This window comes from Mycobacterium sp. NGS63, assembly GCF_059812295.1.
The window spans coordinates 26,245-48,953 of record NZ_JCALCJ010000004.1; the positions used below are offsets into that span (position 1 = coordinate 26,245).

General features: G+C 70.5%; 27 protein-coding genes. 12 read left to right on the top strand and 15 right to left on the bottom strand.

What is annotated here, in order from left to right; translation table 11 throughout:
- Positions 1–74: 74 nt before the first annotated feature.
- Positions 75–1,217: a hypothetical protein gene (locus tag AC5Y4Z_RS10545; RefSeq protein WP_499963412.1), complete on the top strand. Its 1,143-nt coding sequence runs from the start codon at positions 75–77 to the stop codon at positions 1,215–1,217.
- A complete protein-coding gene (locus tag AC5Y4Z_RS10550) occupies positions 1,214–2,134 on the top strand; it encodes a metal-dependent hydrolase (protein ID WP_499963414.1) in 921 nt (306 codons plus the stop codon). Before AC5Y4Z_RS10545 ends, AC5Y4Z_RS10550 begins: the two co-directional genes overlap by 4 nt.
- Before the next feature lie 15 nt (positions 2,135–2,149).
- Here the strand turns inward: AC5Y4Z_RS10550 and AC5Y4Z_RS10555 are convergent, their stop codons facing one another.
- A complete protein-coding gene (locus AC5Y4Z_RS10555) occupies positions 2,150–2,644 on the bottom strand; it encodes a DUF302 domain-containing protein (RefSeq protein ID WP_499963416.1) in 495 nt (164 codons plus the stop codon).
- Positions 2,645–2,654: 10 nt separating this feature from the next.
- The gene (locus AC5Y4Z_RS10560; protein ID WP_499963418.1) at positions 2,655–3,827 is read right to left on the bottom strand and encodes a thiolase family protein; all 1,173 of its coding nucleotides are present in this window, start codon (positions 3,825–3,827) and stop codon (positions 2,655–2,657) included.
- A 90-nt stretch (positions 3,828–3,917) separates the two neighbouring features.
- Here AC5Y4Z_RS10560 and AC5Y4Z_RS10565 point away from each other — a divergent pair, with 90 nt between their 5' ends.
- Positions 3,918–4,388, top strand: coding sequence for a winged helix-turn-helix transcriptional regulator (locus tag AC5Y4Z_RS10565; RefSeq protein WP_499963420.1), 471 nt, complete (start codon positions 3,918–3,920; stop codon positions 4,386–4,388).
- An 84-nt stretch (positions 4,389–4,472) separates the two neighbouring features.
- Here the strand turns inward: AC5Y4Z_RS10565 and rsgA are convergent, their stop codons facing one another.
- On the bottom strand, positions 4,473–5,453 hold the full coding sequence (gene rsgA, locus AC5Y4Z_RS10570) for a ribosome small subunit-dependent GTPase A (RefSeq protein WP_499963422.1): 981 nt from the start codon (positions 5,451–5,453) through the stop codon (positions 4,473–4,475).
- Complete coding sequence (gene aroA, locus AC5Y4Z_RS10575; RefSeq protein ID WP_499963424.1) at positions 5,450–6,733, bottom strand: 3-phosphoshikimate 1-carboxyvinyltransferase; 1,284 nt, start codon at positions 6,731–6,733, stop codon at positions 5,450–5,452. The genes rsgA and aroA overlap by 4 nt, the downstream gene beginning before the upstream one ends.
- A 43-nt stretch (positions 6,734–6,776) precedes the next feature.
- Between aroA and AC5Y4Z_RS10580 the strand changes: the two genes are divergently transcribed.
- The 3 genes from AC5Y4Z_RS10580 to AC5Y4Z_RS10590 all read left to right on the top strand — a co-directional run bounded on the left by AC5Y4Z_RS10580 (position 6,777) and on the right by AC5Y4Z_RS10590 (position 8,852).
- Complete coding sequence (locus AC5Y4Z_RS10580) at positions 6,777–7,532, top strand: SOS response-associated peptidase (protein ID WP_499963426.1); 756 nt, start codon at positions 6,777–6,779, stop codon at positions 7,530–7,532.
- Positions 7,533–7,557: 25 nt separating this feature from the next.
- Positions 7,558–7,872 (top strand): hypothetical protein, encoded by a 315-nt coding sequence (locus tag AC5Y4Z_RS10585; RefSeq protein WP_499963428.1) that lies wholly within the window; start codon positions 7,558–7,560, stop codon positions 7,870–7,872.
- Between the two features lie 110 nt (positions 7,873–7,982).
- Complete coding sequence (locus tag AC5Y4Z_RS10590) at positions 7,983–8,852, top strand: 3-hydroxyacyl-CoA dehydrogenase family protein (protein ID WP_499963430.1); 870 nt, start codon at positions 7,983–7,985, stop codon at positions 8,850–8,852.
- Here the strand turns inward: AC5Y4Z_RS10590 and AC5Y4Z_RS10595 are convergent.
- Together AC5Y4Z_RS10595 and AC5Y4Z_RS10600 are read right to left on the bottom strand one after the other, a co-directional pair.
- Positions 8,837–9,538 carry a DUF4386 family protein gene (locus tag AC5Y4Z_RS10595; protein ID WP_499963432.1) on the bottom strand — a complete coding sequence of 234 codons (702 nt, stop codon included), beginning with the start codon at positions 9,536–9,538 and terminating at the stop codon, positions 8,837–8,839. The two genes, AC5Y4Z_RS10590 and AC5Y4Z_RS10595, sit on opposite strands and share 16 nt — an antisense overlap.
- A gap of 59 nt (positions 9,539–9,597) precedes the next feature.
- A complete protein-coding gene (locus AC5Y4Z_RS10600) occupies positions 9,598–11,013 on the bottom strand; it encodes a phytoene desaturase family protein (protein WP_499963434.1) in 1,416 nt (471 codons plus the stop codon).
- A gap of 88 nt (positions 11,014–11,101) precedes the next feature.
- Here AC5Y4Z_RS10600 and AC5Y4Z_RS10605 point away from each other — a divergent pair, with 88 nt between their 5' ends.
- Positions 11,102–11,677, top strand: coding sequence for an HdeD family acid-resistance protein (locus AC5Y4Z_RS10605; RefSeq protein WP_499963436.1), 576 nt, complete (start codon positions 11,102–11,104; stop codon positions 11,675–11,677).
- Between the two features lie 19 nt (positions 11,678–11,696).
- On the opposite strand, the gene AC5Y4Z_RS10610 is transcribed toward AC5Y4Z_RS10605, so the two are convergent.
- From AC5Y4Z_RS10610 to AC5Y4Z_RS10620, 3 genes are all read right to left on the bottom strand, one after another.
- A complete protein-coding gene (locus AC5Y4Z_RS10610; RefSeq protein ID WP_499963438.1) occupies positions 11,697–13,883 on the bottom strand; it encodes a PE family protein in 2,187 nt (728 codons plus the stop codon).
- Positions 13,884–13,957: 74 nt separating this feature from the next.
- Positions 13,958–14,416 carry a YbaK/EbsC family protein gene (locus tag AC5Y4Z_RS10615; protein WP_499963440.1) on the bottom strand — a complete coding sequence of 153 codons (459 nt, stop codon included), beginning with the start codon at positions 14,414–14,416 and terminating at the stop codon, positions 13,958–13,960.
- Between the two features lie 4 nt (positions 14,417–14,420).
- A complete protein-coding gene (locus AC5Y4Z_RS10620) occupies positions 14,421–15,269 on the bottom strand; it encodes an SDR family oxidoreductase (RefSeq protein WP_499963442.1) in 849 nt (282 codons plus the stop codon).
- Positions 15,270–15,568: 299 nt separating this feature from the next.
- On the opposite strand from AC5Y4Z_RS10620, the gene AC5Y4Z_RS10625 reads away from it, so the two are divergent.
- Both AC5Y4Z_RS10625 and rsrA read left to right on the top strand, forming a co-directional pair.
- Positions 15,569–16,231 (top strand): sigma-70 family RNA polymerase sigma factor, encoded by a 663-nt coding sequence (locus AC5Y4Z_RS10625; RefSeq protein WP_499964724.1) that lies wholly within the window; start codon positions 15,569–15,571, stop codon positions 16,229–16,231.
- Entirely contained in the window at positions 16,228–16,536 is a 309-nt protein-coding gene (rsrA, locus tag AC5Y4Z_RS10630) for a mycothiol system anti-sigma-R factor (RefSeq protein WP_499963444.1), read from the top strand. The genes AC5Y4Z_RS10625 and rsrA overlap by 4 nt, the downstream gene beginning before the upstream one ends.
- On the opposite strand, the gene AC5Y4Z_RS10635 is transcribed toward rsrA, so the two are convergent.
- On the bottom strand, positions 16,537–16,611 hold the full coding sequence (locus AC5Y4Z_RS10635) for a 50S ribosomal protein bL37 (RefSeq protein ID WP_085976515.1): 75 nt from the start codon (positions 16,609–16,611) through the stop codon (positions 16,537–16,539). It lies immediately after the preceding gene.
- Positions 16,612–16,808: 197 nt separating this feature from the next.
- Between AC5Y4Z_RS10635 and AC5Y4Z_RS10640 the strand changes: the two genes are divergently transcribed.
- Entirely contained in the window at positions 16,809–17,024 is a 216-nt protein-coding gene (locus AC5Y4Z_RS10640) for a biotin/lipoyl-binding carrier protein (RefSeq protein ID WP_499963446.1), read from the top strand.
- Positions 17,025–17,031: 7 nt separating this feature from the next.
- Entirely contained in the window at positions 17,032–18,534 is a 1,503-nt protein-coding gene (locus tag AC5Y4Z_RS10645; protein ID WP_499963448.1) for a sensor histidine kinase, read from the top strand.
- Between the two features lie 57 nt (positions 18,535–18,591).
- Here AC5Y4Z_RS10645 and whiB1 read toward each other — a convergent pair whose 3' ends face one another.
- On the bottom strand, positions 18,592–18,846 hold the full coding sequence (gene whiB1 / locus AC5Y4Z_RS10650; protein WP_023371700.1) for a transcriptional regulator WhiB1: 255 nt from the start codon (positions 18,844–18,846) through the stop codon (positions 18,592–18,594).
- 260 nt (positions 18,847–19,106) lie between these two features.
- A complete protein-coding gene (locus tag AC5Y4Z_RS10655; protein ID WP_499963450.1) occupies positions 19,107–20,090 on the bottom strand; it encodes a diacylglycerol/lipid kinase family protein in 984 nt (327 codons plus the stop codon).
- A 13-nt stretch (positions 20,091–20,103) separates the two neighbouring features.
- Here AC5Y4Z_RS10655 and AC5Y4Z_RS10660 point away from each other — a divergent pair, with 13 nt between their 5' ends.
- Positions 20,104–20,559: a hypothetical protein gene (locus AC5Y4Z_RS10660; protein ID WP_499963452.1), complete on the top strand. Its 456-nt coding sequence runs from the start codon at positions 20,104–20,106 to the stop codon at positions 20,557–20,559.
- On the opposite strand, the gene AC5Y4Z_RS10665 is transcribed toward AC5Y4Z_RS10660, so the two are convergent.
- The 3 genes from AC5Y4Z_RS10665 to AC5Y4Z_RS10675 are packed head-to-tail and all read right to left on the bottom strand — an operon-like array spanning position 20,511 to position 22,668.
- Positions 20,511–20,990 carry a GNAT family N-acetyltransferase gene (locus AC5Y4Z_RS10665; protein WP_499963454.1) on the bottom strand — a complete coding sequence of 160 codons (480 nt, stop codon included), beginning with the start codon at positions 20,988–20,990 and terminating at the stop codon, positions 20,511–20,513. The two genes, AC5Y4Z_RS10660 and AC5Y4Z_RS10665, sit on opposite strands and share 49 nt — an antisense overlap.
- A complete protein-coding gene (locus AC5Y4Z_RS10670) occupies positions 20,990–22,081 on the bottom strand; it encodes an isochorismate synthase (protein ID WP_499963456.1) in 1,092 nt (363 codons plus the stop codon). The genes AC5Y4Z_RS10665 and AC5Y4Z_RS10670 overlap by 1 nt, the downstream gene beginning before the upstream one ends.
- The gene (locus AC5Y4Z_RS10675; protein WP_499963460.1) at positions 22,078–22,668 is read right to left on the bottom strand and encodes an acid phosphatase; all 591 of its coding nucleotides are present in this window, start codon (positions 22,666–22,668) and stop codon (positions 22,078–22,080) included. The genes AC5Y4Z_RS10670 and AC5Y4Z_RS10675 overlap by 4 nt, the downstream gene beginning before the upstream one ends.
- Positions 22,669–22,709: the final 41 nt, after the last annotated feature.

The window sequence follows — 22,709 nt, forward strand, 5'->3', positions numbered from 1 at the left end:
AGACATGTATCGTCAGGCTTTCGGTAAGCACGTGCATGCTCTCGACACGTGCCAGCGACTGAGGACGCCCACGGATGAGCGGTCAATGCAGCGACGACATCGAACGCATGGCTAACCGCCTGGGGTTCAGCTGCGAGCACGCCGCGCCGTGGGTGACGCTGAGGAATCCGTTCGGACTGGCGAATTGGACGCTGCCGGTGCTCGAACTGTTGATCGTCACGGGAGCGGTGCTGGCGCTGTGGTGGGCGATCCGCCGGATGCGCCGCGACCGCGATCCCGTCAACCTCGTGATCTGGTTCGCGACGGTCATCTACCTGCTCATCGTTGAGCCGCCTCTGTACTTTCCGACCGTCTTCGGCGTCGACGACACCATCGGCGCGGTCTTCGTGCACAACGTCTTCACGGTCCAGTTCATGTACGACCGGCTGCCGATCTACATCGTCGCGCTGTACCCCGCGATGATGACGTTGGCCTACGAGGTGGTTCGCAGCCTGGGCGTGTTTCGGGACTGGGGCGCGTTCGTCGGCGCCGTGTGCGTGGGATTCGTCCACAACTGCTTCTACGAAATCTTCGACCAGTTGGGTCCGCAATTGCGCTGGTGGACGTGGAACGCCGACAACGCGATCAACCACCCGATGCTGGCCTCGGTCCCGATGAGCAGCGTCCTGCTGTTCGCCACCGTCGGACCGGCTTGCGTCGCGCTGTTCGCGCAGCTCCTGGTCGCGCGGCCCATCGAACGTGGCCGAGTGCTGAGTCGAATCGCCTTGACCGCCCGCACATTCGGTGTGTCCGTGCTGGTGCCGCTGGGCCTGGTCGCCGCCAATCTGCCGATCCTGCTGGCCGGCGGAGACCACCCGGACGGTGCGCTGCGGCGGGCGGTGTACTTCGTCATCCTCGCGGCGTTCGCCGTGGTGGCCATCCCGGTGCTGTGGCGTCAATGGCGCAACTCGGCGTTCACCCCCAGCGCGCGCAATCTGTTCGTCGGCGTCTTCGGCGCTGCATACCTGATCGCGCTCGGGGCGCTGTGGTGGTCGGCGATCCCCGCCTACGTGAGCGCGTCCAACGGTATTACGCCCGGCGGAACACCAACCGGCAGTTTGGTTTACGCGCTGGCATGCGTCCTGCTCGCGGCCGCGCTGACCGCGTCGGCGACGGTCCGCAGTCCATCTGCTCTGCTGCGTCGAACGCGGCGGACCCGGCACGAGGTGGCGCCATGACCGAACTCGAAATTCGACGCATACGTTTCGATCTCGACGGAGACGTGCCATTCAAGTGGAACGCCGAGAACCCCGCCTTCTCGACCTACATGAACATGGTCTCGATCATGGCGATCTGCTTCGAGAAGATGATCGTCTCGGCCGTTCGGGAAGCCATGCCGCACATCACCGACACCGCGGTCGCTGAGGAGGCGGAGGCGTTCTTGCGGCAGGAGGCGCAGCACGCTAACGCACACCGTCAACACGTGCGGGCGCTGACCCGGCGCCACCCGGGGTTACAGGGCGCGCTCGACCAGGCCGTCGGATCCTATGACCGCCTCACGGAAACGACCCCGCTGACATTCCGACTGGCCTACGTCGCGAACCTGGAAGCAACATTCACGCCGTTCTTCAAGATGTTGCTCGACAACGAGGCCACGCTGTTTCGCCCCGGCGACGAGCGGGTGGCATCGCTGCTGATGTGGCACTTCGTCGAAGAGGTCGAGCACCGCAGCTCGGCGCTGATCATCTACGACGCGGTCGTAGGCGACACGCTGTACCGAATGCGTGCCTTGCCCCGCGTCGTCAAGCACCTGCTGGACGTCTCCAACCACCTGTTCGACAGCATCGACGCCAGCGTGCCCCTGTCCGAGCGAGGCGTAAACGCCCGCGATTTCGCCCCGCTGCGAGGCATTCTCGGCAAGGTACGGGACCGCAGGCCGAGCCGCGACACCGGTGCCGCTGGGCGCGTGAAGCCCGCGCTGCACACGGTGCCCTGGAAGCAGAAGCTCGCCACCACCGCCCGCGTGCTGATGAGCCAAACACCGCTGCATAACCCCGCGACCGAACCACTTCCCGAATTCGCCGACCGCTGGTTCCGGCGTTACAACCGGGGAGACGACGTCTGCCACTGGTACTCCAGCCAACTCGCGCACTAACACGCGAGGCTTCGTTCAGGAGTCGCCGGTGACCTTGGCCGCCAGCGCGGCCAGCTTGGCGTCGAGTTGGAGGGCGGCGCTGAGCAGTTCGCGGTTCGGGTCGACGACCATCAGCGACGACGGCCTGACGTAGGTTAGGCTGCTGCCACCGGGCTCGTCGAGGATCAGCAACTCGACGGGGGCGAACAGGCCCGCGGTGACGTCATGGCGCAGCATCGTGATCGCGATCAGCGGGTTGCCGAGGACCACGCGCAGCGCCTTGCGCTCGATGCCGGACTTCGGGAGCCACGCGCCGTGGTCGATCACGCCGAACAGCATGAATCCGCTTGGCCCGACCCGCGTTTCGACCTGATGCCGGTAGGACTGCCAGCCGTCGGTGGTCGCCGCGATGTCGTTGATCGGCACCGGCTCGTCGCCGATGTCGGCTAACAGCGCGGCCACCAGCTCGTCGTAGCTCTTGGCGCTGTCGTAGCGCAATCTCACTCCGCCGAAGCGGGTTTCGCTCGGCATGCCCGCGCCCTTAGAGCCGCTCGACGATGGTGGCGTTGGCCATGCCGCCGCCCTCGCACATTGTCTGCAGGCCGTACCGGCCGCCGCGCTGGTGTAGCGCGTTGACGAGCGTCGTCATGATGCGGGCACCGCTAGCGCCGAGCGGGTGGCCGATCGCGATGGCGCCGCCGTTGACGTTGGTCCTGGCCAGGTCCGCTCCGGTGTCCTGGGCCCACGCGAGCACGACGGGCGCGAAGGCCTCGTTCACCTCGAACAGGTCGATGTCGGCCAGCGTGAGACCGGCCCGCTTCAGCACCTTTTCGGTGGCGGGGATGACGCCGGTCAGCATGTAGAGCGGGTCGGAGCCCACGACGGTCGTGGTGTGGATGCGCGCCAGCGGGCGCAGGCCCAGCCTGTTCGCGACCTCGCTGGTGGTGATCAGGACCGCGGCGCTGCCGTCGGACAGCGGCGAGGAGTTGCCGGGCGTGATCTCCCAATTGATCTGCGGGAAGCGCTCTTTGGCCGACTCGCTGTAGAACGCCGGCTGCAGCGCGGCCAGCGTCTCGACGGTCGTGCCGGGCCGGATGATCTCGTCGGTGGCGAGCCCGGCGATCGGGACCAGCTCGTTGTCGAACAGGCCCTCCTTGGTGGCGCGGGCGGCCTTGTCGTGGCTGGCCGCGGAGAACTCGTCGAGCTGGGTGCGCGAGAAGCCCCACTTGGCGGCGATCAGCTCGGCGCTGATGCCCTGTGGCACAAGACCGTCGGGGTAGCGGCGCGCCATGTCGTGGCCGAACGGGTCGCTGCCCGGCAGCACCGAGGTGCCCATCGGGACACGGCTCATCGACTCCACGCCACCGGCGATCACCAGGTCGTAGGCGCCGGCGATCACGCCCTGGGCGGCGAAGCTGATCGCCTGCTGGCTGCTCCCGCACTGGCGGTCGATCGTGACCCCGGGAACCGACTCCGGGAAGCCCGCGCCCAGCAGCGCGTTGCGCGCGATGTTGACGGCCTGGTCGCCGACCTGAGTGACGGCACCGGCGATGACGTCGTCGACCTGCGCCGGGTCGACGCCGGTGCGGGTCACCAGCTCCCGCAGGCTGTGCGCCAGCAGGTCGGCGGGCAGCACGTCGTGCAGCGCCCCGCTGGCCTTGCCCTTGCCGATGGGGGTGCGGACGGCTCCGACGATGACGGCGTCGCGGTTCATGGTTCCTCCCGGGAGGCTGAGTATTGACGACTATATCCAGCTGTAACACCTAGGTATACTCGATGCAACCCAGAACGGGAGGTGATCTTTGTGACAATGCTGCAGGGGCTGCTCGCGGATCGCGAGAAGTGGTCGGCGGTCGGCGAGTGCGCGATCGAGAAGACCATGTCGGTGCTCGGCACCAAGTCGGCGATGCTCATCATGCGCGAGGCGTACTACGGCACCACCCGGTTCGACGACTTCGCCCGCCGGGTCGGCATCACCAAGGCCGCGACGGCGGCGCGGCTGGCCGAGCTGGTCGACCTCGGGCTGCTGGAGCGGCGGCCCTACCGCGAGCCCGGGCAGCGCGCCCGCGAGGAGTATGTGCTCACCGAGGCCGGCGTCGATTTCATGCCGGTGGTCTGGGGGATGTTCGAGTGGGGCCGGCGCCACCTGCCGGGCCGCCACCGCCTGCGGCTGACCCACCTGGGCTGCGGCGCCGAGGCGACCGTCGAAATCCGTTGCGCCGAGGGGCATCCCGTGCCGCCGGACGAGCTCGGCGTGCGCCTGGCGCGGTCCTAGCTCCCTCTTTGCCCGCGAGCGTCCGCAAATGCACACGTTGACACGGCGTGTCGCGTACAAACACGCGCGCTCGCCGGGGCAGGGCTAAGGCTCCCGGAGCGCGGCCAGGAGCCGCCGGGCCGCGGCGACGCGCCGGGCCGCTGGGCCGGTGAGCGCGTCCAGCGCGCATTCGGGGTCGGCGGGCGGGCCCATGTGCCCGCAGCCGCGCGGGCATTCGCCTATCGCCTCGGCCAGGTCCGAGAAGGCCATCAGCACGTCGTCGGGCGCGATGTGCGCCAGCCCGAAAGAGCGGATGCCCGGGGTGTCGATCACCCAGCCGCCGGGATCCAGCGGCAGCGCCACCGACTGCGTGGAGGTGTGCCGCCCGCGGCCGATCTCGGTCACCGCGCCCACGGCCCGATCCGCCTCGGGCACAAGGCGATTGACCAGCGTCGACTTGCCGACCCCGGAATGCCCGAGCAGCACTGTGATCTTGCCGGAGAGCAGGTCGGCGACCGCGAGCAGCGGGTCGTCGACGCCGGCGACGACCACCGTGAGGTCCAGGTCCACGAACTGCCCGGCGAACGGCTCCGGCGGGGCGAGGTCGGTCTTGGTCAGGCACAGGATCGGGGTGAGGCCGCCGGCGTAGGCGGCGATCAGCGCCCGGTCGACCAGCCCGGTGCGCGGCGGCGGGTCGGCCAGCGCCACCACGATCAGCAGTTGGTCGGCGTTGGCGACCACCACCCGTTCGGTGGGATCGGTGTCATCGGCGGTGCGCCGCAACACCGTTCGGCGCTCGCCGCGGCGCACGATGCGGGCCAGGGTGTCCGTCCGCCCGGACAGGTCGCCGACCAGGTCGACGTCGTCGCCGACGACGATCGGGGTGCGGCCCAGTTCGCGCGCCCGCATCGCGGTGACCCGGCGGTCGGGGCGGCCGCCCAGCACGCACCCCCAGCGCCCGCGGTCGACGCTGACCACCATCGCGGCCTCGGCGTCGGCGTGCTCGGGACGGGTCTTGGTTCGCGGTCGCGAGCCCCTGCCGGAGCGGACCTTGACGTCGGACTCGTCGTAGTCGCCGGGCCTCAACCGCGGGACCCCAGCATGCGCGCCCACAGCTGCGGAAATTCCGGCAGCGTCTTGCTGGTGGCGCCGATGTCGTCCACCTCGACGCCCGGCACCCGCAGCCCGATGATGGCGCCCGCCATCGCCATTCGATGATCGGCGTAGCAGCGCCAGGTGCCCGCGCGCAGCGGCGTCGCGGTGATCACCAGGCCGTCGGGTGTTTCGGCGCAGTCGCCGCCCAGCCGGTTGATCTCGGTGCTCAGCGCGGCGAGCCGGTCGGTCTCGTGGCCCCGCAGATGCGCGATGCCGCTCAGGCGCGAGACCGATCCGGGGGTGGCCAGCGCGGCCAGCGCCGCCACCGACGGGGTCAGCTCGCCGACGGCACTCAGGTCGACGTCAAATCCGGCGTACTCGCCCGACCCCCGCGCCTCGAGGAACGAATCGGTGTGGGTGACAACGGCATTCAGCTTGCCCAAGACGCCCAGGATGTGCTCGGCGGGTTGCACGCTGGTGGCCGGCCAGCCGGCGATGCGCACCGTTCCGCCGCCGACCACGGCAGCGGCCAGGAACGGCACCGCGTTGGTCAGATCGGGCTCGACGTCCCAGTGCCGGGCCGCGACCGCGCCGGCGCGCACCCGCCACCGGTTGGCGACGGAATCGTCGACATCGACGCCGGCCTGGCGCAGCATGACGATCGTCATCGCGATGTGCGGCGCCGACGGCACCGCCGCGCCGGTGTGCTGCACGGTCAGGCCCTCGGTGAACGACGCCGCGGACAGCAGCAGGCCCGACACGAACTGGGAGGACGCCGAGGCGTCGATCGCGACGGTGCCGCCGGCGACCGATCCACGGCCGTGCACGAGGAACGGCAGTCCGGCGCCGTCGATGGGCACGCCGAGGCCGCGCAGCGCGTCCAGCAGCGGCGCGATGGGTCGGGCCCGGGCCTGTTCGTCGCCGTCGAAGGTGACCGGGGCGGCGGCCAGCGCCGCCAGCGGCGGGACGAACCGCAGGACCGTGCCGGCCAGGCCGCAATCCACCGTGGCGCCGGGGGCGGGGGAGATCCGGCCGCCGACGGTCAGCTCGGGCCCGGCGCCGTCGACGGCCAGGCCCAGGGTGCGCAGCGCACCGATCATCAGGTCGGTGTCCCGGCTGCGCAGCGCGCCGCTGACGGTGGAGGCGCCGTGGCCCTGCGCGGCGGCCAGGCCGGCGAGGACCAGCGCCCGGTTGGTCTGCGACTTCGAGCCGGGCACCGTCACCGTCGCGTGCACCGGCGCGGTCGCCTGCGGGGCCGGCCATGTGCTCACCGGTCCATCATCGCCTGTCGCTGGGTTCGGGCACCATGGAGGCATGTGCGGACGTTTTGCGGTGACGACGGATCCGGCGCTGCTGGCGCAGAAGATCAAGGCGATCGACGAGGCGACCGGGACCGCGCCCAACACCGACGCGCCCAACTACAACGTGGCCCCGACCACCACGATCGCGACCGTGGTCACCCGGCACGCCGAACCCGAGGACGACCCCACCCGCCGGGTGCGGCTGATGCGCTGGGGTCTGATCCCGCCCTGGGCCAAGGCAGGGGCCGACGGGGCGCCGGAGGGCAAGGGCCCGCTGCTGATCAACGCCCGCGCCGACAAGGTCACCAGCTCGCCCGCGTTCCGCTCGAGCGCCAAGTCCAAGCGCTGCCTGATACCGATGGACGGTTACTACGAATGGCGGGTCAATGGCGCCGACAAAGAATCCCGCAAGACCCCGTTCTTCATGTACCGCGAGGACGGCGAGCCGCTGTTCATGGCGGGTTTGTGGTCGGTCTGGAAGCCGGCGAAAGACGCTGCGCCGCTGCTGAGTTGCACGATCATCACCACCGACGCCCCCGGCGAGCTCGCCGAGATCCACGACCGGATGCCTCTCGTTGTGCCCGAACGGGATTGGGACCGCTGGCTGAACCCGGACGCCCCGATCGACGAGAAGCTGCTGACCCGCGCCCCCGACGTGCGTGGGATCGCCATGCGCGAGGTGTCGACGCTGGTGAACAGCATCCGCAACAACGGGCCGGAGCTTCTCGAGCCGGTCGAGCAGCGATCGGAGCAGATGAAGCTGCTGTAGCGGTGCCGATCAGACGGGAGAGAATGTGCCGGCGCAGGCGTGGATCCAGCTGATCAACCGCTCCGAGTGGTGGCGCCGCACCGCATGGGCATTCGAACGCACATTCAGCGACAACAATACCGAGGCCGAACTCGGCTGGAAGGTGCTGGAAGCCCAGTTCGAATCTAAACTGGCAACGCAGAGCGATGCGAAGGTGCTACAGCTGATTGCCGAGCAAACCGCTCTCGAACCGGACGGCGAGGAAGTAGGCGGGGAAGATGGTGTCGAGGAAGGCAGTGCAGGTGGCGGCCGCGAAGGCGGCGCTCAAAGCGAGCGAGAAGACGGGGCGCAAAGTCGATAAGCGGGTGGAAGAAATGGCGAAGGGCAAATAGGCGCTCCGACCCGAAACCGAATGTTGGCTATTTGCAAAGCGACTCGTAAGGTAGCACCGGCACCACTTAGTATGCGTATGTGACCGGCTCGTATCCGTACACATTCGACGACATCCGCGACCGCCCGGTGGCGGTGATCGGCGCGGGGACGCTGGGGCGGCGCATCGCGGTGATGTTCGCCAGCCGCGGCGGGACCGTGCGCATCTACGCGCGGCGCGCCGAACAGCTCGCCGACGCGACGCGGTACGTCGCGGACACCGTACCGGGGGTGGTGGAGCGCCGGGGGATTGGTGAAGTGGGCGTCGCGACGGCGGCGGCGTCGCTGCAGGAGGCGCTGGACGGCGCGTGGCTCGCCGTGGAATCCGTCCCGGAAAAGCTCGACATCAAGATTCCCCTGTGGGGCCAGATCGAACAGGCGGCCCCGCCGGACACCATCTTCGGGACCAACTCGTCGTCGTACCCGTCGCGGCTGATGGCCGAAAACGTGCGGGACAAAACCCGCTTGTGCAACACGCACTTTCACATGCCACCCGAGATCAACGCCGTGGACGTGATGTCCGACGGCCAGACCGACCGCGGCGTGCTCGACACGCTGCTGGCCGTGCTGCCCGAGTTCGGCGTCTACCCCTTCGAGGTGCGCAAGGAGTCGACCGGCTTCATCTTCAACCGCATCTGGGCGGCCATCAAGCGCGAGTCGCTGGCGGTGGTCGCCGAGGGCGTGGCCCGCCCCGAGGACGTCGACGGCATGTTCAAGGTCAACTGGGGTGTGCCGGCCGGACCGTTCCAGATGATGGATTTCATCGGGCTCGACGTCGTGCTCGACATCGAAAACCACTACGCCGAAGAGTTTCCGCACCTCCCCGTCAGCGTGCGGGAGTTGTTGCAGCGCTACGTCGACGCCGGCAAGCTCGGCGTCAAGAGCGGCGAGGGCTTCTACACGTATTCGTGAGCGGCCGGGTCACGCCGGGTTGTCGCCGAGCCCTTGGTGCGCAGGATCGCGATTGACGTGCCCAGATACCAGAGCACCGTCGAGATGGCGGGTGCCCACGCCGAGACGCCGCCCTCGATGCTGAACGCGCCGGTGCGGAAGAAGACGCCCGCCGTCCCGAGCAGGTTGACGGTTAGCGCCAGTACCGCCAGATAGGCGGTCCACCTCGGCAGCACGCCGTGCGTAAAGACGCAGTACGCATAGGCGAAAGCCGTTGCCGCCATGAATGAGCCCCACAACCCGATCAGCACGCCCGGGAAGTGCACGCCGACCGCGAAGACGACTTCAGCCGGCAAGCGGTCGGCGTGCTGGGCGATGGCGATCTGGATGGCCTGCGTCACCAGCAGCAGCGTGGCGACACCCGCGGTGCCGAGCAGGAATATCCCGGCGGGGTAGCCGGTGTCCTCCGATCTGCGCAGGATCCGATGCACCGCAAGGGCGAACATGGCCATCAGCGGCGCGGCCAATGCGTACATCCATGCTTGAGTGACCAATTGGGAATGATGGTCGACGAAGAAGTTGCGGTAGGTGGCGGCATCGTCGTTCGCCTGCGGCGGTGCACCGGTGATCGTTGCGGCGACAACCGCGACGACGACGTAGAGGAGTCCTGCGACGCCACCCAACCGAATCCACCGACCGTCTCCCATAGCCACCTCACCGGTTCATCTGTCTGGTGGGTTGAGGGTACGCCACACCGGGCAGCGAATCAGCGTTTCAGGTAGGCCAGCGCGAGCGCGGCGGCGTTGGCCCCGCACATGCCATGCGCGCCGGGTCCCGGCGGGGTGGCCGCCGAGCAGATGTACATGCCCGGAACGCCAATGTTATAGGGCGCCAGCGTGATTCGCGGCCCGAACGTCAGCTGGCGGATGTCCTTGGCGCCGGTCATGATGTCGCCGCCGACGAAGTTGGCGTCGTAGGTGGCGATCTCCGCCGTCGAGCGAATCGCCAACCCGATGACGCGATCCCGGAAACCCGGCGCAAAGCGCTCGATCTGGGCGACGATCGCCTCGGTCGCGTCGCCGGTGTAGCCGTGAGGCACGTGCGCGTAGCTCCACACCGGGTGCGTATCGCCCACCGAGCGTTGCGGATCCGCCAGGTACTGCTGGCCGACGAGCACGAACGGCCGCTGCGGCATGCGCCCGGCATGGATCTCCCGCTCCGTCGCGGCCAGCTCGGCGTACGTGCCGGCCAGGTGCACGGTGCCGGCCCGACGGGCGTGCGGGTTGGCCCACGGCACGCCGCCCTCGACGGCGAAGTCGACCTTGAATGCGCCCGGGGCGCGGCGAAACCTGGTGAAGGCGCGCGAAATTCGGCGTGGCAGGCGGTCTCCCAAGATCTCGGCGACCGCGCCCGGCGCCAGGTCGAACAGCGTGACATCGGCCGGCGGCAGCTGCGACGCCGCCGTGACCGCGACACCGGTCTCGATGGTGCCGCCCAGCTCGGTCAGCAGCGCCACCATCGCGTTGGTGATCGATTGCGATCCGCCCTCGGCCACCGCCCAGCCGTGCCGGTGGCCGGCGGCGATGATGCCCATCGCGATCGCGGAGGTCATCGGGTAGTGCAGCGGCCGGAAGGCATGGGCCGCAACACCCCCGAACAACGCCCGGCCCGCATCGGTGCGAAACAGCCGCGCGAACGTCGACGCGGGCACCAGCGTCGGCGCGCCGAACCGGACCAGCATCAGCGGGTGGCGCGGCCAGCGCAGCAAGGGTCGCATGATGTCGTCGCTCAGGGCGTCGAACCGGCCGGCGGCGTAGCCGAACGCGCGCCGCCAGCGCGGCCCGTCGGGACCCAGACCCGCCGCGGTCTCGGACACCGAGCGGTGCAGGACTCCGGCGCCGCCGCCGTCGAGGGGGTGCACGCAATCGATCTCCGGCCAGCGCCACGTCAGGCCGTACCGCCCCAGGTCGAAACGCCCGAGGAACGGCGAGCCGACGGCCATCGGGTGGATCGCCGAGCAGTGGTCGTGCAGCAGACCGGGGACGATCGCCTCGCCGCTGCGGGCGCCGCCGCCCACCTCGTCGGCGGCCTCGAGCACCGTGACCCGCACACCCTCGGCGGCCAGACAGATCGCGGCGGCGAGCCCGTTCGGCCCGCCGCCCACCACCAGCGCGTTATTCAAGCCTTCATTGTGCGCAATACGCGCCCGCGATACCGAATCGTGTCGCCATGGACATTTTCTTGACGCCGCGGTGGCGAATCATATTCGCATGACCAATAGCGAACAGACCGTGTTTGAGGGTCCTCTGCAGCAGCTTGCTCGCAGCGCGTGGCAGCTGCTTTTGCTGATCGGCGTCGCCGCGGTGGCGCTGGGCGTCATCGTGCTGGCCTGGCCGGGCAAGACGCTGTTTGTGGCGGGTGTGCTGTTCGGCATCTACCTGGTGGTGTCCGGCATCGGATACGTGTTTGCGTCGTTCGGCACCCACGCCGGGGCCGCCATGCGGGTGCTGACGTTCATCACCGGCATCGTGTCGCTGGTGCTGGGGTTCTTCTGCTTCCGCGACGAATTCGAGGCGGTCTGGCTGCTGGCGATCTGGATCGGCATCAGCTGGCTGTTCCGCGGGATGACGCTGCTCACCGCGGCGCTGGCGTTGGACCACATGCCCGGCCGCGGCTGGCAGGTGCTGTCGGGGCTGATCATCGTGGTCGGCGGCGCCGTGCTGATCATCTCCCCGCTGCGTTCGATCGCGGTGCTGACCCTGGTCGCGGGGTGGTGGCTGATCGCCATCGGCATCCTCGACATCGTCACGGCCTTCCAGACCCGCAGCCGGGCCAAGAAGCTCTAAGCGGCTTGGCCGCCGGGCGCTATGTCCCGTCAGCGCCGTGAGCGCCCGGCGCGCCCAATAGCCGGCCGGCCGTGCCGCCCACGCCGCCGGTTCCGGGGGTGGTGGCGTTGCCGCCGTTGCCGCCGTTGCCGCCGTTGCCGCCAACACCGGGGGCGCCCCCGTCGCCACCGGCGCCGCCAAGCCCGCCGTTGCCGTAGAGCTGCCCGCTGCTGCCGCCGTCACCCCCACGCCCACCGTTGAGGGTGCCGGCGCCGCCGGCACCGCCGGCCCCGCCCTGGCCGATCAGCCCCTTGGCGTTGCCACCGGCACCGCCGGCGCCACCGTTGCCGCCGACGATGCCGACGATGCCGCCGCCGCCCCCGCTACCGCCGGCCCCGCCGCCGCCGAACAGGCGCCCGCCGAGGCCGCCCGCCCCGCCGGTCCCGCCGGTCCCGGTGTCGCTGGTGCCGCCGGCCCCGCCGGCACCGCCGGCGCCGAACACCCGGGCGTTACCGCCGCTGCCGCCACCACCACCGTTGACGCCATTGCCGTGGCTGGTGCCGCCGGCGCCGCCGGACCCGCCGTGACCGACGACGCCGCCGGTCCCGCCGGCGCCTCCGAGACCGCCGAGCGTCGCGGCGCCACCGCCGCCGCCGTTACCGCCGTTTCCCAAACCCGTTGCGATCCCGCCGGTTCCGCCGTTGCCGCCCGCGGTCCCACCTGCCCCGCCGCCTCCGCCATCGCCGGCGTCGCCGTAGAGCAGCGCCGCGTTGCCGCCGTTGCCGCCCGCCCCGCCGGTGGCGGTCCCACCGCTACCGGTGCCGCCCGCCCCGCCGCTTCCGATCAGCCCGCCGGCCCCGCCGCCAGCCCCGCCGGCGCCGCCGGCGCCACCGGCATTCGCGCCGGCACCGCCGTTACCGCCGTTGCCTCCGTTGCCGACCAGCTGCCCGCCGGTGCCGCCCGCACCGCCGGACCCCGACGCCAAGCCGCCCGTCGCGCTGGCGCCGCCGGTTCCGCCGGCCCCGCCGTTGCCGATCAGCCCGGCGTTGCCGCCGCTGCCGCCGTTGCCGGCGGTGCCCCCGAAGTCGCCGGCACCGCCATGCCCGCCGGCGCCGCCACTGCCGAGCAGCAGCCCGCCGGCGCCGCCGGCGCCGCCCTGCGCACCGTTGATGCTGCCGCTCCCGCCGGGTCCGCCGGCCCCGCCCTGGCCCACCAGGCCGGGGGCGAAGCCGCCGGCGCCACCGATGCCACCGTTGCCGCCGACGATGCCGACGACGCCGCCGGTGCCGCCGGGTCCACCGCTCCCGCCGTTGCCAAACAGGTGCCCGCCGGTGCCCCCGGAACCGCCGGCGCCGCCGTTCCCCGAATTGTTGATGCCGCCCCCTCCGCCGTTCCCGCCGGCGCCGAATACCGCGGCGTCTCCGCCGTTTCCGCCGTTTCCGCCGTTGGTGCCGTTGCCGCTGCCATCGCCACCGGCGCCGCCGCCGCCCGCGTGACCGAGCAGACCGGCCGTGCCGCCGCCACCTCCGTTGCCGCCGGTCATACCGGTGCCGCCGGAGCCGCCGGCCCCGCCGGCGCCCATCAGCCCGGGGGCATTGCCGCCGCCACCCCCGATGCCGCCGGTTCCGGCGGGATTCGCCCCGCCGTTCCCGCCGGAACCGCCGCTGCCGTAGAGCAGGCCGCCGGCTCCGCCGTGGCCGCCCGCTTGGCCGGGTCCGCCGAGCCCCCCGGCGCCGCCGTTGCCGATCAGCCCGGCATTCCCGCCGTTGCCGCCGGCCTGCCCGTTGCCGCCGGCCCCGCCCGCGCCGCCGTTGCCGATAAGCAACCCGCCGTCACCGCCGTTCTGGCCCGGCCCTCCGTTGGCGCCGTTGCCGATCAGCGGGCGCGCGAACAGGGCCTCGGTGGGCGAGTTGATCAGGTTGAGGATCTGCTGCTCGGGCGACGCGTTGGCGGCCTCGGTGGCCGCGTACGACAACGCACCGGCATTCAGCGTGCGCACAAACTGGGCATGGAATGCCGCCGCCTGCCCGGCCGCCGCCCGGTAGGCATCGGCGTGCGAGCCGAGCAGCGACGCGACGGCCGCCGACACCTGATCGGCGGCCGGCGCCAGCACTCCCGTCGTCCGCGCCGCCGCAAGCGCGTTCGCCGCACTGAGCGTTGACCCGAAGCCGGACAAGTCCGTCGCCGCGTCCGCCGCCGCTTCCGTCCCGATCAGCACAAACGACACGCGCTGCCTCCGCTCGCGTCCCGCGATCGCGTGGCGGCCAACGGGTTAGCACCAAGCGATGCGAGGCCACCGAATCATATCGCCCGGATGTCCGCGGTGAGCGCCGCGGTCAGCCGGATCAGGTCGTGCGGCGAGACCGCGACGTCCCAGCCGCGCCTGCCCGCGCTGCAGTACACCCGCTCCCAGCTCAACGCCGAGGCGTCCAGCACCGTGCGCAGCCGCCTGCGCTGACCGAACGGGGAGATGCCGCCGACCACGTAGCCGGTGGCCCGCTGCGCGGCAACGGGATCGGCCATTCCGGCCCTGGCGACTCCGAACGCCGCCGCGGCCGACTTCAGGGACAGCCGCGCCGGCACCGGTAGGATCGCGACCGCCAGCTCGCCCGGCAGCGCGATGATCAACGTCTTGAACACCTGCTCGGCCGCCGCCCCGGCGTCCCGTGACAGGTCGGTGACGGCCTCGAAGTGCACAATCTCGTGCGGCACACCGGCTTTGACGAGCGCCGCGATGCCCGGCGTGGCGGCACGCGCCACGAGGCTACGGCCCGGTGTATCCCGGCGGGTTGACGCCGTCCACCCAGAAGTCCACGCCGAGTTTCGATCCCGGCACGCAGTCGTACACCGACAGGTCGGAGACGCCGGATTCCACCAGCACGTCCTCGCACAGCAGCGTGTTGCCGGTGTACTCGCGGGCGGGCTTGTTGAGGATGACGTAGGCCGCGTCGGAGTACACCTCGGGCTTGCGGGCGCGCCCCATCGCCTCGTCGCCGCCGAGCAGGTTCTGCACCGCGGCGGTGGCCACCAGGGTGCGCGGCCACAACGTGTTCGACGCGATGCCCTCGTCGCGCATTTCCTCGGCGATTCCCAACGCGCACAACGTCATACCGAACTTGGCCATCATGTACGCGGTCGGCTTCAACCACTCCTTGCCCAGCAGCACCGGGGGTGACAGCGTCAGGATGTGCGGGTTCTCCCGCCCCTTCAGGTGCGGGATGCAGGCCTGCGATACCGCGTAGGTGCCGCGCACCTGGATGCCGTTCATCAGGTCGAAGCGCTTCATCGGCACCTCGGTGATCGATCCCAGGTTGATCGCCGACGCGTTGTTGACGCAGATGTCGATGCCGCCGAACTGCTCGACGGCCTTGGCCACCGCGGCCTCGACCGAATCCGGGTCTCGGACGTCCCCCACGATCGGCAGGGCTTGCCCGCCCGCCTCCTCGAGCTCCTTGGCGGCGGTGAACACCGTGCCCGGCAGCTTGGGGTGCGGCTCGGCGGTCTTGGCGATCAGGGCGATGTTGGCGCCGTCCTCGGCGGCCCGTTTGGCGATCGCAAGGCCGATACCGCGACTGGCGCCGGAGATGAACATGGTCTTGCCGTGAAGAGACATGGCCGTCACATTAACGCCACGGCTCAAGCCCACCGCTTGGGGGACCGCGGGGCGCAATTGCACCCGGGAAATAGCGCGTCGCCCGATGCTGTTAAAGAAGTCGGTTTCTGATGCGGATGCGGCAGGTACCGGCAGGGCTGGGACGGACGAGAACAGACACTGTCGGGGGCAGCCTTTAGATTGGGAGGAGCAGTCTGGTGCCAACGGCTACGAGCCTGTTGGAGGACGAGTTGACCCGCTCGCTGGCGAGTCCGGCGCCGTCCGGCGACAGGGCTGCGGAAGGGACCGTGTTAATCGAGATGGCCGACCCACAAGATCGCCTCGACGGCGAGCAGCTGTTAGAAACTGCCGAGCCGGCGCCGCCCGAAGAAACCGACGAGGAGCTCACCGCGCGCTTCGAGCGCGACGCCATTCCGCTGCTGGACCAGCTCTACGGCGGTGCGCTGCGGATGACGCGCAACCCCGCCGACGCCGAAGACCTCCTGCAGGAAACGATGGTCAAGGCCTACGCGGGCTTCCGCTCGTTTCGGGCCGGCACCAACCTCAAGGCGTGGCTGTACCGGATTCTGACCAACACCTACATCAACAGCTACCGCAAGCGGCAGCGCCAGCCGGCGGAGTACCCCACCGAGGCGATCACCGACTGGCAGCTGGCCTCCAACGCCGAGCACTCCTCGACCGGCCTGCGCTCGGCGGAGGTCGAGGCGCTGGAATCGCTGCCGGACGACGAGATCAAAGAGGCGCTGCAGGCGTTGCCGGAAGAGTTTCGGATGGCCGTTTACTACGCCGACGTCGAGGGCTTCCCGTACAAAGAGATCGCCGAGATCATGGACACGCCGATCGGCACGGTAATGTCCCGGCTGCACCGCGGTCGACGTCAGCTGCGCGGTCTGCTGGCTGACGTGGCCAAGGAGCGCGGTTTCAGCCGCGGTCAGCAGACGCACGAGGAGGTGCCGTCATGAGCGAGTTTGCCGGCCCCACCGGTCCGCGTGCCGACGACAGCCATTCGCACGGCCTTGGCTGCGCCGAAGTGATCGCCGAGGTATGGACCCTGCTCGACGGCGAATGCACCCCCGAGTCCAAGGAACGGCTGCGCCAGCACCTCGAGGCGTGTCCCGGGTGCTTCCAGCACTATGGGATCGAGGAACGGCTCAAGGCGTTGATCGCGACCAAATGCAAGGGCGAGCGGGCCCCCGAGGGCCTCAAGGAGCGCCTGCGGCTGGAAATCCGCCGGACCACGATCGTCCGGGGAGTGGAGCAAAGCTAACTAGGAATTGGGCCGCTTGCCGTGGTTGGCCTTGCTGTGCTTGCGATCGCGCTTCTTTCGGCCACGCTTGGCCATGTCTTCGAACCTCCGTGAATAGCGTGCAAACGAGGCGCCGGGCGCCCGTTGAGTTGTCGTCCAGTGTCTCACGGCACGCCGCGCGCGGTTGAACGGCCCACGTGCCGCGGCCCCGACCGGTCCTGTGGTTCGATAGACCCGAGCTTGACGGACCTAGCAGCCAGCATGCACAAATCGCCGGGATGAGTGGGGTGAATATGGCCGAGGATGTTCGCGCCGAGATCGTGGCCAGCGTGCTCGAGGTCGTCGTCAACGAGGGCGACCCGATCGGCAAGGGCGACGTCGTCGTGCTGCTGGAGTCGATGAAGATGGAGATCCCCGTCCTGGCCGAGGTCGACGGCACCGTCAGCAAGGTGAGCGTGTCGGTGGGCGACGTCATCCAGGCGGGCGACCTCATCGCAGTCATCAGCTAGCCGGCGCATGTCCACGCTCGGTGACCTGCTCGCCGAACACACCATGCTGCCCGGCAACGCCGTGGACCACCTGCACGCCGTGGTGGGGGAGTGGCAGCTGCTGGCCGACCTGTCCTTCGCCGACTACCTGATGTGGGTGCGCCGCGACGACGGCGTGTTGGTGTGCGTGGCGCAGTGCCGTCCCAACACGGCGCCGACGGTGCTGCAGACCGACGCGGTGGGCAGCGTCGTCCCCGCCGGCCGGCTACCGCTCGTCGGCGAGAGTTTCGTCTCCGGGCCCGCCGTACCGGAAAGCGATGCGGGCCAAGAACATTCGTGGCCGCTGCCCGGCCCGCACATCGAGGCGTCGCCGGTGCGCTACGGCGGGCACGTGGTGGCCGTGCTGACGCGGCATCAAACCGCCGAGGCGGCCGGCCGCGCGTCCGGCCAGCTGGAGACCGCCTACCGGGAGTGCGCCACGGACCTGGTGCACATGCTCGCCGAGGGCACCTTTCCCGACGTGGGCGACGTCGTCATGTCGCGCTCCACCCCGCGGGTGGGCGACGGCTTCATCCGCCTCGACGTCAACGGCGTCGTCGCCTATGCCAGCCCCAACGCGCTGTCGGCCTACCACCGGATGGGGCTGACGTCGGAGCTGGAGGGCCGCAACCTCATCGAGGTGACGCGGCCGCTGATCTCCGACCCGTTCGAGGCGCAGGAAGTCGCCGAGCACGTGCGCGACCTGGTGGCCGGCGGGGAGAGCATGCGGATGGAGGTCGACGCGGGCGGCGCCACGGTGCTGCTGCGGACGGTGCCGCTGGTGGTGCACGGGGCCAGCGCCGGCGCCGCGGTGCTGATCCGCGACATCACCGAGGTCAAGCGCCGCGACCGGGCCCTGATCTCCAAGGACGCCACGATCCGCGAAATCCACCACCGGGTGAAGAACAACCTGCAGACCGTGGCGGCGCTGCTGCGCCTGCAGGCCAGGCGGACCGCCAACGCCGAGGGGCGCGAGGCGCTGATCGAGTCGGTGCGCCGGGTGTCGTCGATCGCCCTGGTGCACGACGCGCTGTCGATGTCGGTGGACGAGCAGGTGAACCTCGACGAGGTCATCGACCGGATCCTGCCGATCATGAACGACGTGGCGTCGGTGGACCGGCCCATCCGCATCAACCGGGTCGGCGACCTCGGCGTGCTGGACTCCGACCGGGCGACGGCGCTGATCATGGTGATCACCGAACTCGTCCAGAACGCCATCGAGCACGCCTTCGACCCGGCGGCCCCGGTGGGGTCGGTGACCATCCGCGCCGAGCGCTCGGCGCGCTGGCTCGACGTCGTCGTGCACGACGACGGGCGCGGCCTGCCCGAGGGCTTCAGCCTGGAGACCTCCGACAGCCTCGGCCTGCAGATCGTGCGGACGCTGGTGTCCGCGGAGCTGGACGGCACGCTGAGCATGAACCGGGCCCCCGCGCGCGGCACCGATGTGGTGCTGCGGGTGCCGATCGGCCGGCGGACGCGGTTGTTGCTATAGGACTACGCAACAGTGCGGCCCCGACAATCGTCGGGGCCGCACTGTCTGCAAACTGGGTCAGACTCCGCTGCGGGCCTTCGTCCGGGCATTGCGACGCTTCAATGCACGCCGCTCATCTTCGCTCATGCCCCCCCAGACGCCCGAGTCCTGGCCGGTGTTCAGGGCCCAGGACAGGCACTCTGTGGTCACCGGGCACCGATTGCAGACCAGTTTCGCGTCAGCGATCTGCGCGAGCGCGGGGCCGCTGTTCCCTACCGGGAAGAACAGCTCCGGGTCCTCGTCGCGACAGACCGCCTTGTGGCGCCAATCCATAAGTAATTACTCCTCACTGAGTGCGCAGCAAGACGCACGGCCTTTTTTCTTCGGCTGTTAACGCGTGCACTAGAAAAGGGTCCGCACCCCTACGAAATTTCTGCATGCAACCTTTCGATCGTTTCACAGGCTCAACAGATGTCAATAGTGTCGAGTTGCCTCGTGGGCTATCTCACTTCAGTGATTTCTTAGTCGGGCCCTTACTCCGTTGTACTACACTGCCAGGCCGCGCACCCCGGGGAAATCTCGCGGCCCGGGCGTCAGCGCAGCTCGGAGGCCCTTTTTGTGGGCGGGGCCACAACGGGCAGCGCGTCGCGCACCGCCCGGAACGTCATGGTTTGGCGCAGGCCGAGGTAATCCCCGTCGAATTGGCTGGCTACCGGGCCCGCGGTCGCGGTCACCGTCAGGCAGGGGGCGTCGTCGTCGCGGATGAGCTGCTTGTGGGTGCCTTTGGGGCCTTTGGTCAGCAGCTGGCGGACCAGCCGCAGCGTCGGGAACACCTGCATGGCCGTGAGCGCGAACACCCCGAGGCCCGACTCGAAGCTGCAGTCGGGGTTGGTCACCAGGGGCCTGCTGTTGCTGTAGGTCCAGGGGCTGGTGTTGGACACCCAGGCGAAGTGCACCCCGGCGACGGGCTCTTGGCCCGGCAGCTCGATCGTGAGGGTCGGTTCGCGGCGCCGGAAGGCGAGCGTGACGGGGATCGCCACCCGCCAATAGCGCAGCGGCGTGACCTTGACGCCCTTGTTGCGCTGGGCTTCCACCGCGGCGACCACCTCGGCGTCGACGCCCATCCCCGCGTTGATCACGGCCCAGCGCTCGCCGCAGTCGATCAGGCTGATCCGCCGCCACGTCTGGTGGCGGCGGTAGTCGTCGAGCAGCTGGATGAGCTGGTTGGTGGCCGCGACGGGATCCGGTGGAATGCCCAGCGATCGCGCCAGCACGTTCGCCGAGCCGCCGGGCACCACCGCCAGCGCGGGCACCGGGGCGCCCGGGGACGCGGCGCGCGCGTCGGGGCGGCCCAGCAGGCCGTTGACGACCCCGCTCACGGTGCCGTCGCCGCCGTGCACGACGACCACGTCGACCCCGTCCTGCACCGCCCGCTGGGCCAGTTCCGCGCCGTGCCCGCGGTGGGTGGTGTGCTCGACGGTGAGCTGCAGGCGGCTCTTGAGCGCGTGCGCCAGCAGGTCGCGACCGGCCCGGGTGGTGGAGGTGGCGGTGGGGTTGACGATCAGCACGGCGCGCATGATCCCCGAGCTTATGCGGCCTGACTACGCTGACGCTGTGCAGCCTGCAGCCGCCCCGGGCGCCGTGCGCGGCGCGGGCCTGATCGTCGCCGTGCAGGGCATAGCCGCACTGGTGGTGGCCGTGGTGCTGGTGGTGCGGGGCATCGCGGGGGCCGACCAGCGCGTGGTCAACGGGCTAGGCACGGCGGTGTGGTTCATCCTGGTCGGCGGCGTCGTGCTGGCCGCGGGGCGCGCGCTGGTGGTCGGCAGGCGCTGGGGGCGCGGGCTGGCGGTGTTCACCCAGCTGCTGTTGCTGCCGGTGGCCTGGTACCTCGGGGTCGGCTCGCACCGGCTGGCCTTCGGCATTCCGCTGGCCGTCGTGGCGCTGGCGGTGTTGGGCTTGCTGTTCAGCCCGGCGGCGGTGCGCTGGGCCGCCGGCGATCAGGGCGGCCCGGCCAGCTCGGCCAGCCGGGGGCCCGACAGCCGGTAGGTGGTCCACTCGCGCTGCGGCGCGGCGCCGACGCCGTCGTAGAGCGCGATCGCGTCGACGTTCCAGTTCAGCACCGCCCACGACAACCGCGTGTAGCCCTTGTCGCGGCACTCACGCGCCAGCGCGGCCAGCAGCGCGCGGGCCAGGCCGCGGCGGCGAAATCCCGGGCGCACGAACAGGTCTTCGAGGTAGATGCCCGCGACACCGTCCCAGGTGGAAAAGTTGACGAACCACAGCGCCATGGCGGCGATTTGGCCGTCGACGTCGGCGACGTGGCCGTGCACCGTGGGCGAATCGCCGAAAAGCGCTGTGGAGATTTGTGTTTCGGTGACGGTGCATTCGTCGGCGGCGCGCTCGAATTCGGCCAGCGCGTGAATCATGTCGGCGATGTCGGCGGCGTCTCCCGGCGCGGCGCGGCGAATGGTCGGCATCACTGCTCGACTTCCAATGCGCTGAGGATGGTGGCGAATTTCGTTGTGGTTTCCGCGACTTCGTCGTCGGGATCGGATTCGGCGACGATGCCCCCGCCGGCGTGCGCGACGGCCGTGCGGCGGTCGGCCGACAGCTGCGCGCACCGGATGGACACCACGAAGCGGCCGTCGCCGGCGGCGTCGCACCACCCCACCGCCCCAGCGTAGAAGCCGCGGTCGCCCTCCAGCTCGGCGATGAGTTCGGTCGCCGACTTGGTCGGTACCCCGCCGACCGCCGGGGTGGGATGCAGCGTCAGCGCCAAATCGATTGCCGTGGTTGACTTCTCGCGCAGCCGGCCGCTGATCGGGGTGCACAGATGCCAGACGGCCGCGGTGCGGCTCAACTGGGGTTCGGGCGCGATGGTCAGCTCGTCACACAGGGGTTCCAGGGCGGCGCGCATGGTGTCGATCACCAGCCGGTGCTCGTGGCGGTCCTTGGCCGACGCGGCCAGCGCGGCGCCGTTTGCGGCGTCGACGTCCGGGTCGGCGGCACGCGGGGCCGAGCCGGCGAACGGCTGGCACACGACGCGGTCGCCGGCGCGCGCGACCAGGAGTTCGGGACTGGCGCCCACCAGCGTCGCGCCGGCGTAGTCGCCGCCGGCGGGGCTCAGGTCGACGAGGTAGCCGTAGCCGGCCGGGTCGGCGGTCACGAGGCGGCGCAGGATAATTCGCGCATCCAGCGGGGCGTCGGCGACCAGGCGCAGCGCGCGGGCCAGCACCACCTTGTGCAACGGGTTGTCCGGCGCGGCGAGTGCGTCTCGGGCGCGGGCGATCCGGGCGCGGTAGTCGGCCGGCGGCGGCAGGGCGGCGGCGATGCGCACCGCCGGCAGCGGGCCCGTCGGCCAGTCGGGCGGCCCGTCGCCGCGGCGCACGGCGTCCGGGACCAGCAGGGCCGCGGAACCGCTAACGTCGAAAGGCAACGCGCCCAACACGATTGGGACCGACCCGGCGCGCAGCACCGCCTGTGCCGCGGCCACGTCGCGATACCCGGCGCGCACGCCGTCGGCGACCAGCGTTCCGCGCGGCCCGCACAGCGCGAACGGCGGAATCACTGGGCCGTCAGTCCGAGCGCGGTGAGCTGCCGCACCCCGTGCTCGAACCCGCAGGCCGCGATCGAGGCGGTCACCATGCCGAACCGGCTGCCCTCGACCAGCGGCAGCTCGACCCAGCGGGTGATCACCGCACGGGAGAAGTGGCCGTGGCCGACGAACACCACGTCACGCGACTCCATGTGCTCCAGCGCGATCGCCACGGCGCGGTCGGCGCGCGCGCTGGCCTGCGCCACGCTCTCGCCGCCGGGACAGCCGTGCGTCCACACCAGCCAATCGGGCACCGACTCGTGGATCTGGTCGGTGGTCAGCCCCTCGTAGGAGCCGTAGTCCCATTCGGCGAGCACGTCGGACACCTCGTCGACGGTGAGTCCGGCCAGCTCGGCGGTGTCCAGCGCGCGCCGCCGCGGGCTGCTGATCACCAGCGGGTCGACGAGCCCCAGTTCGCCCAGCTCCCGCCCGGCCAGCTTGGCCTGCTCCCGGCCGGCGTCGGTCAGCTCGACCTCGGTGCGGCCGGTGTGCTGGCCGGATTTCGACCATTCGGTCTCGCCGTGGCGAAGCAGCAGCAGTTGGTGATCGTGCAGGCCCATATCGACCGATTCTGCCCGACCGCGCCCGCGGCTCGCCGGAG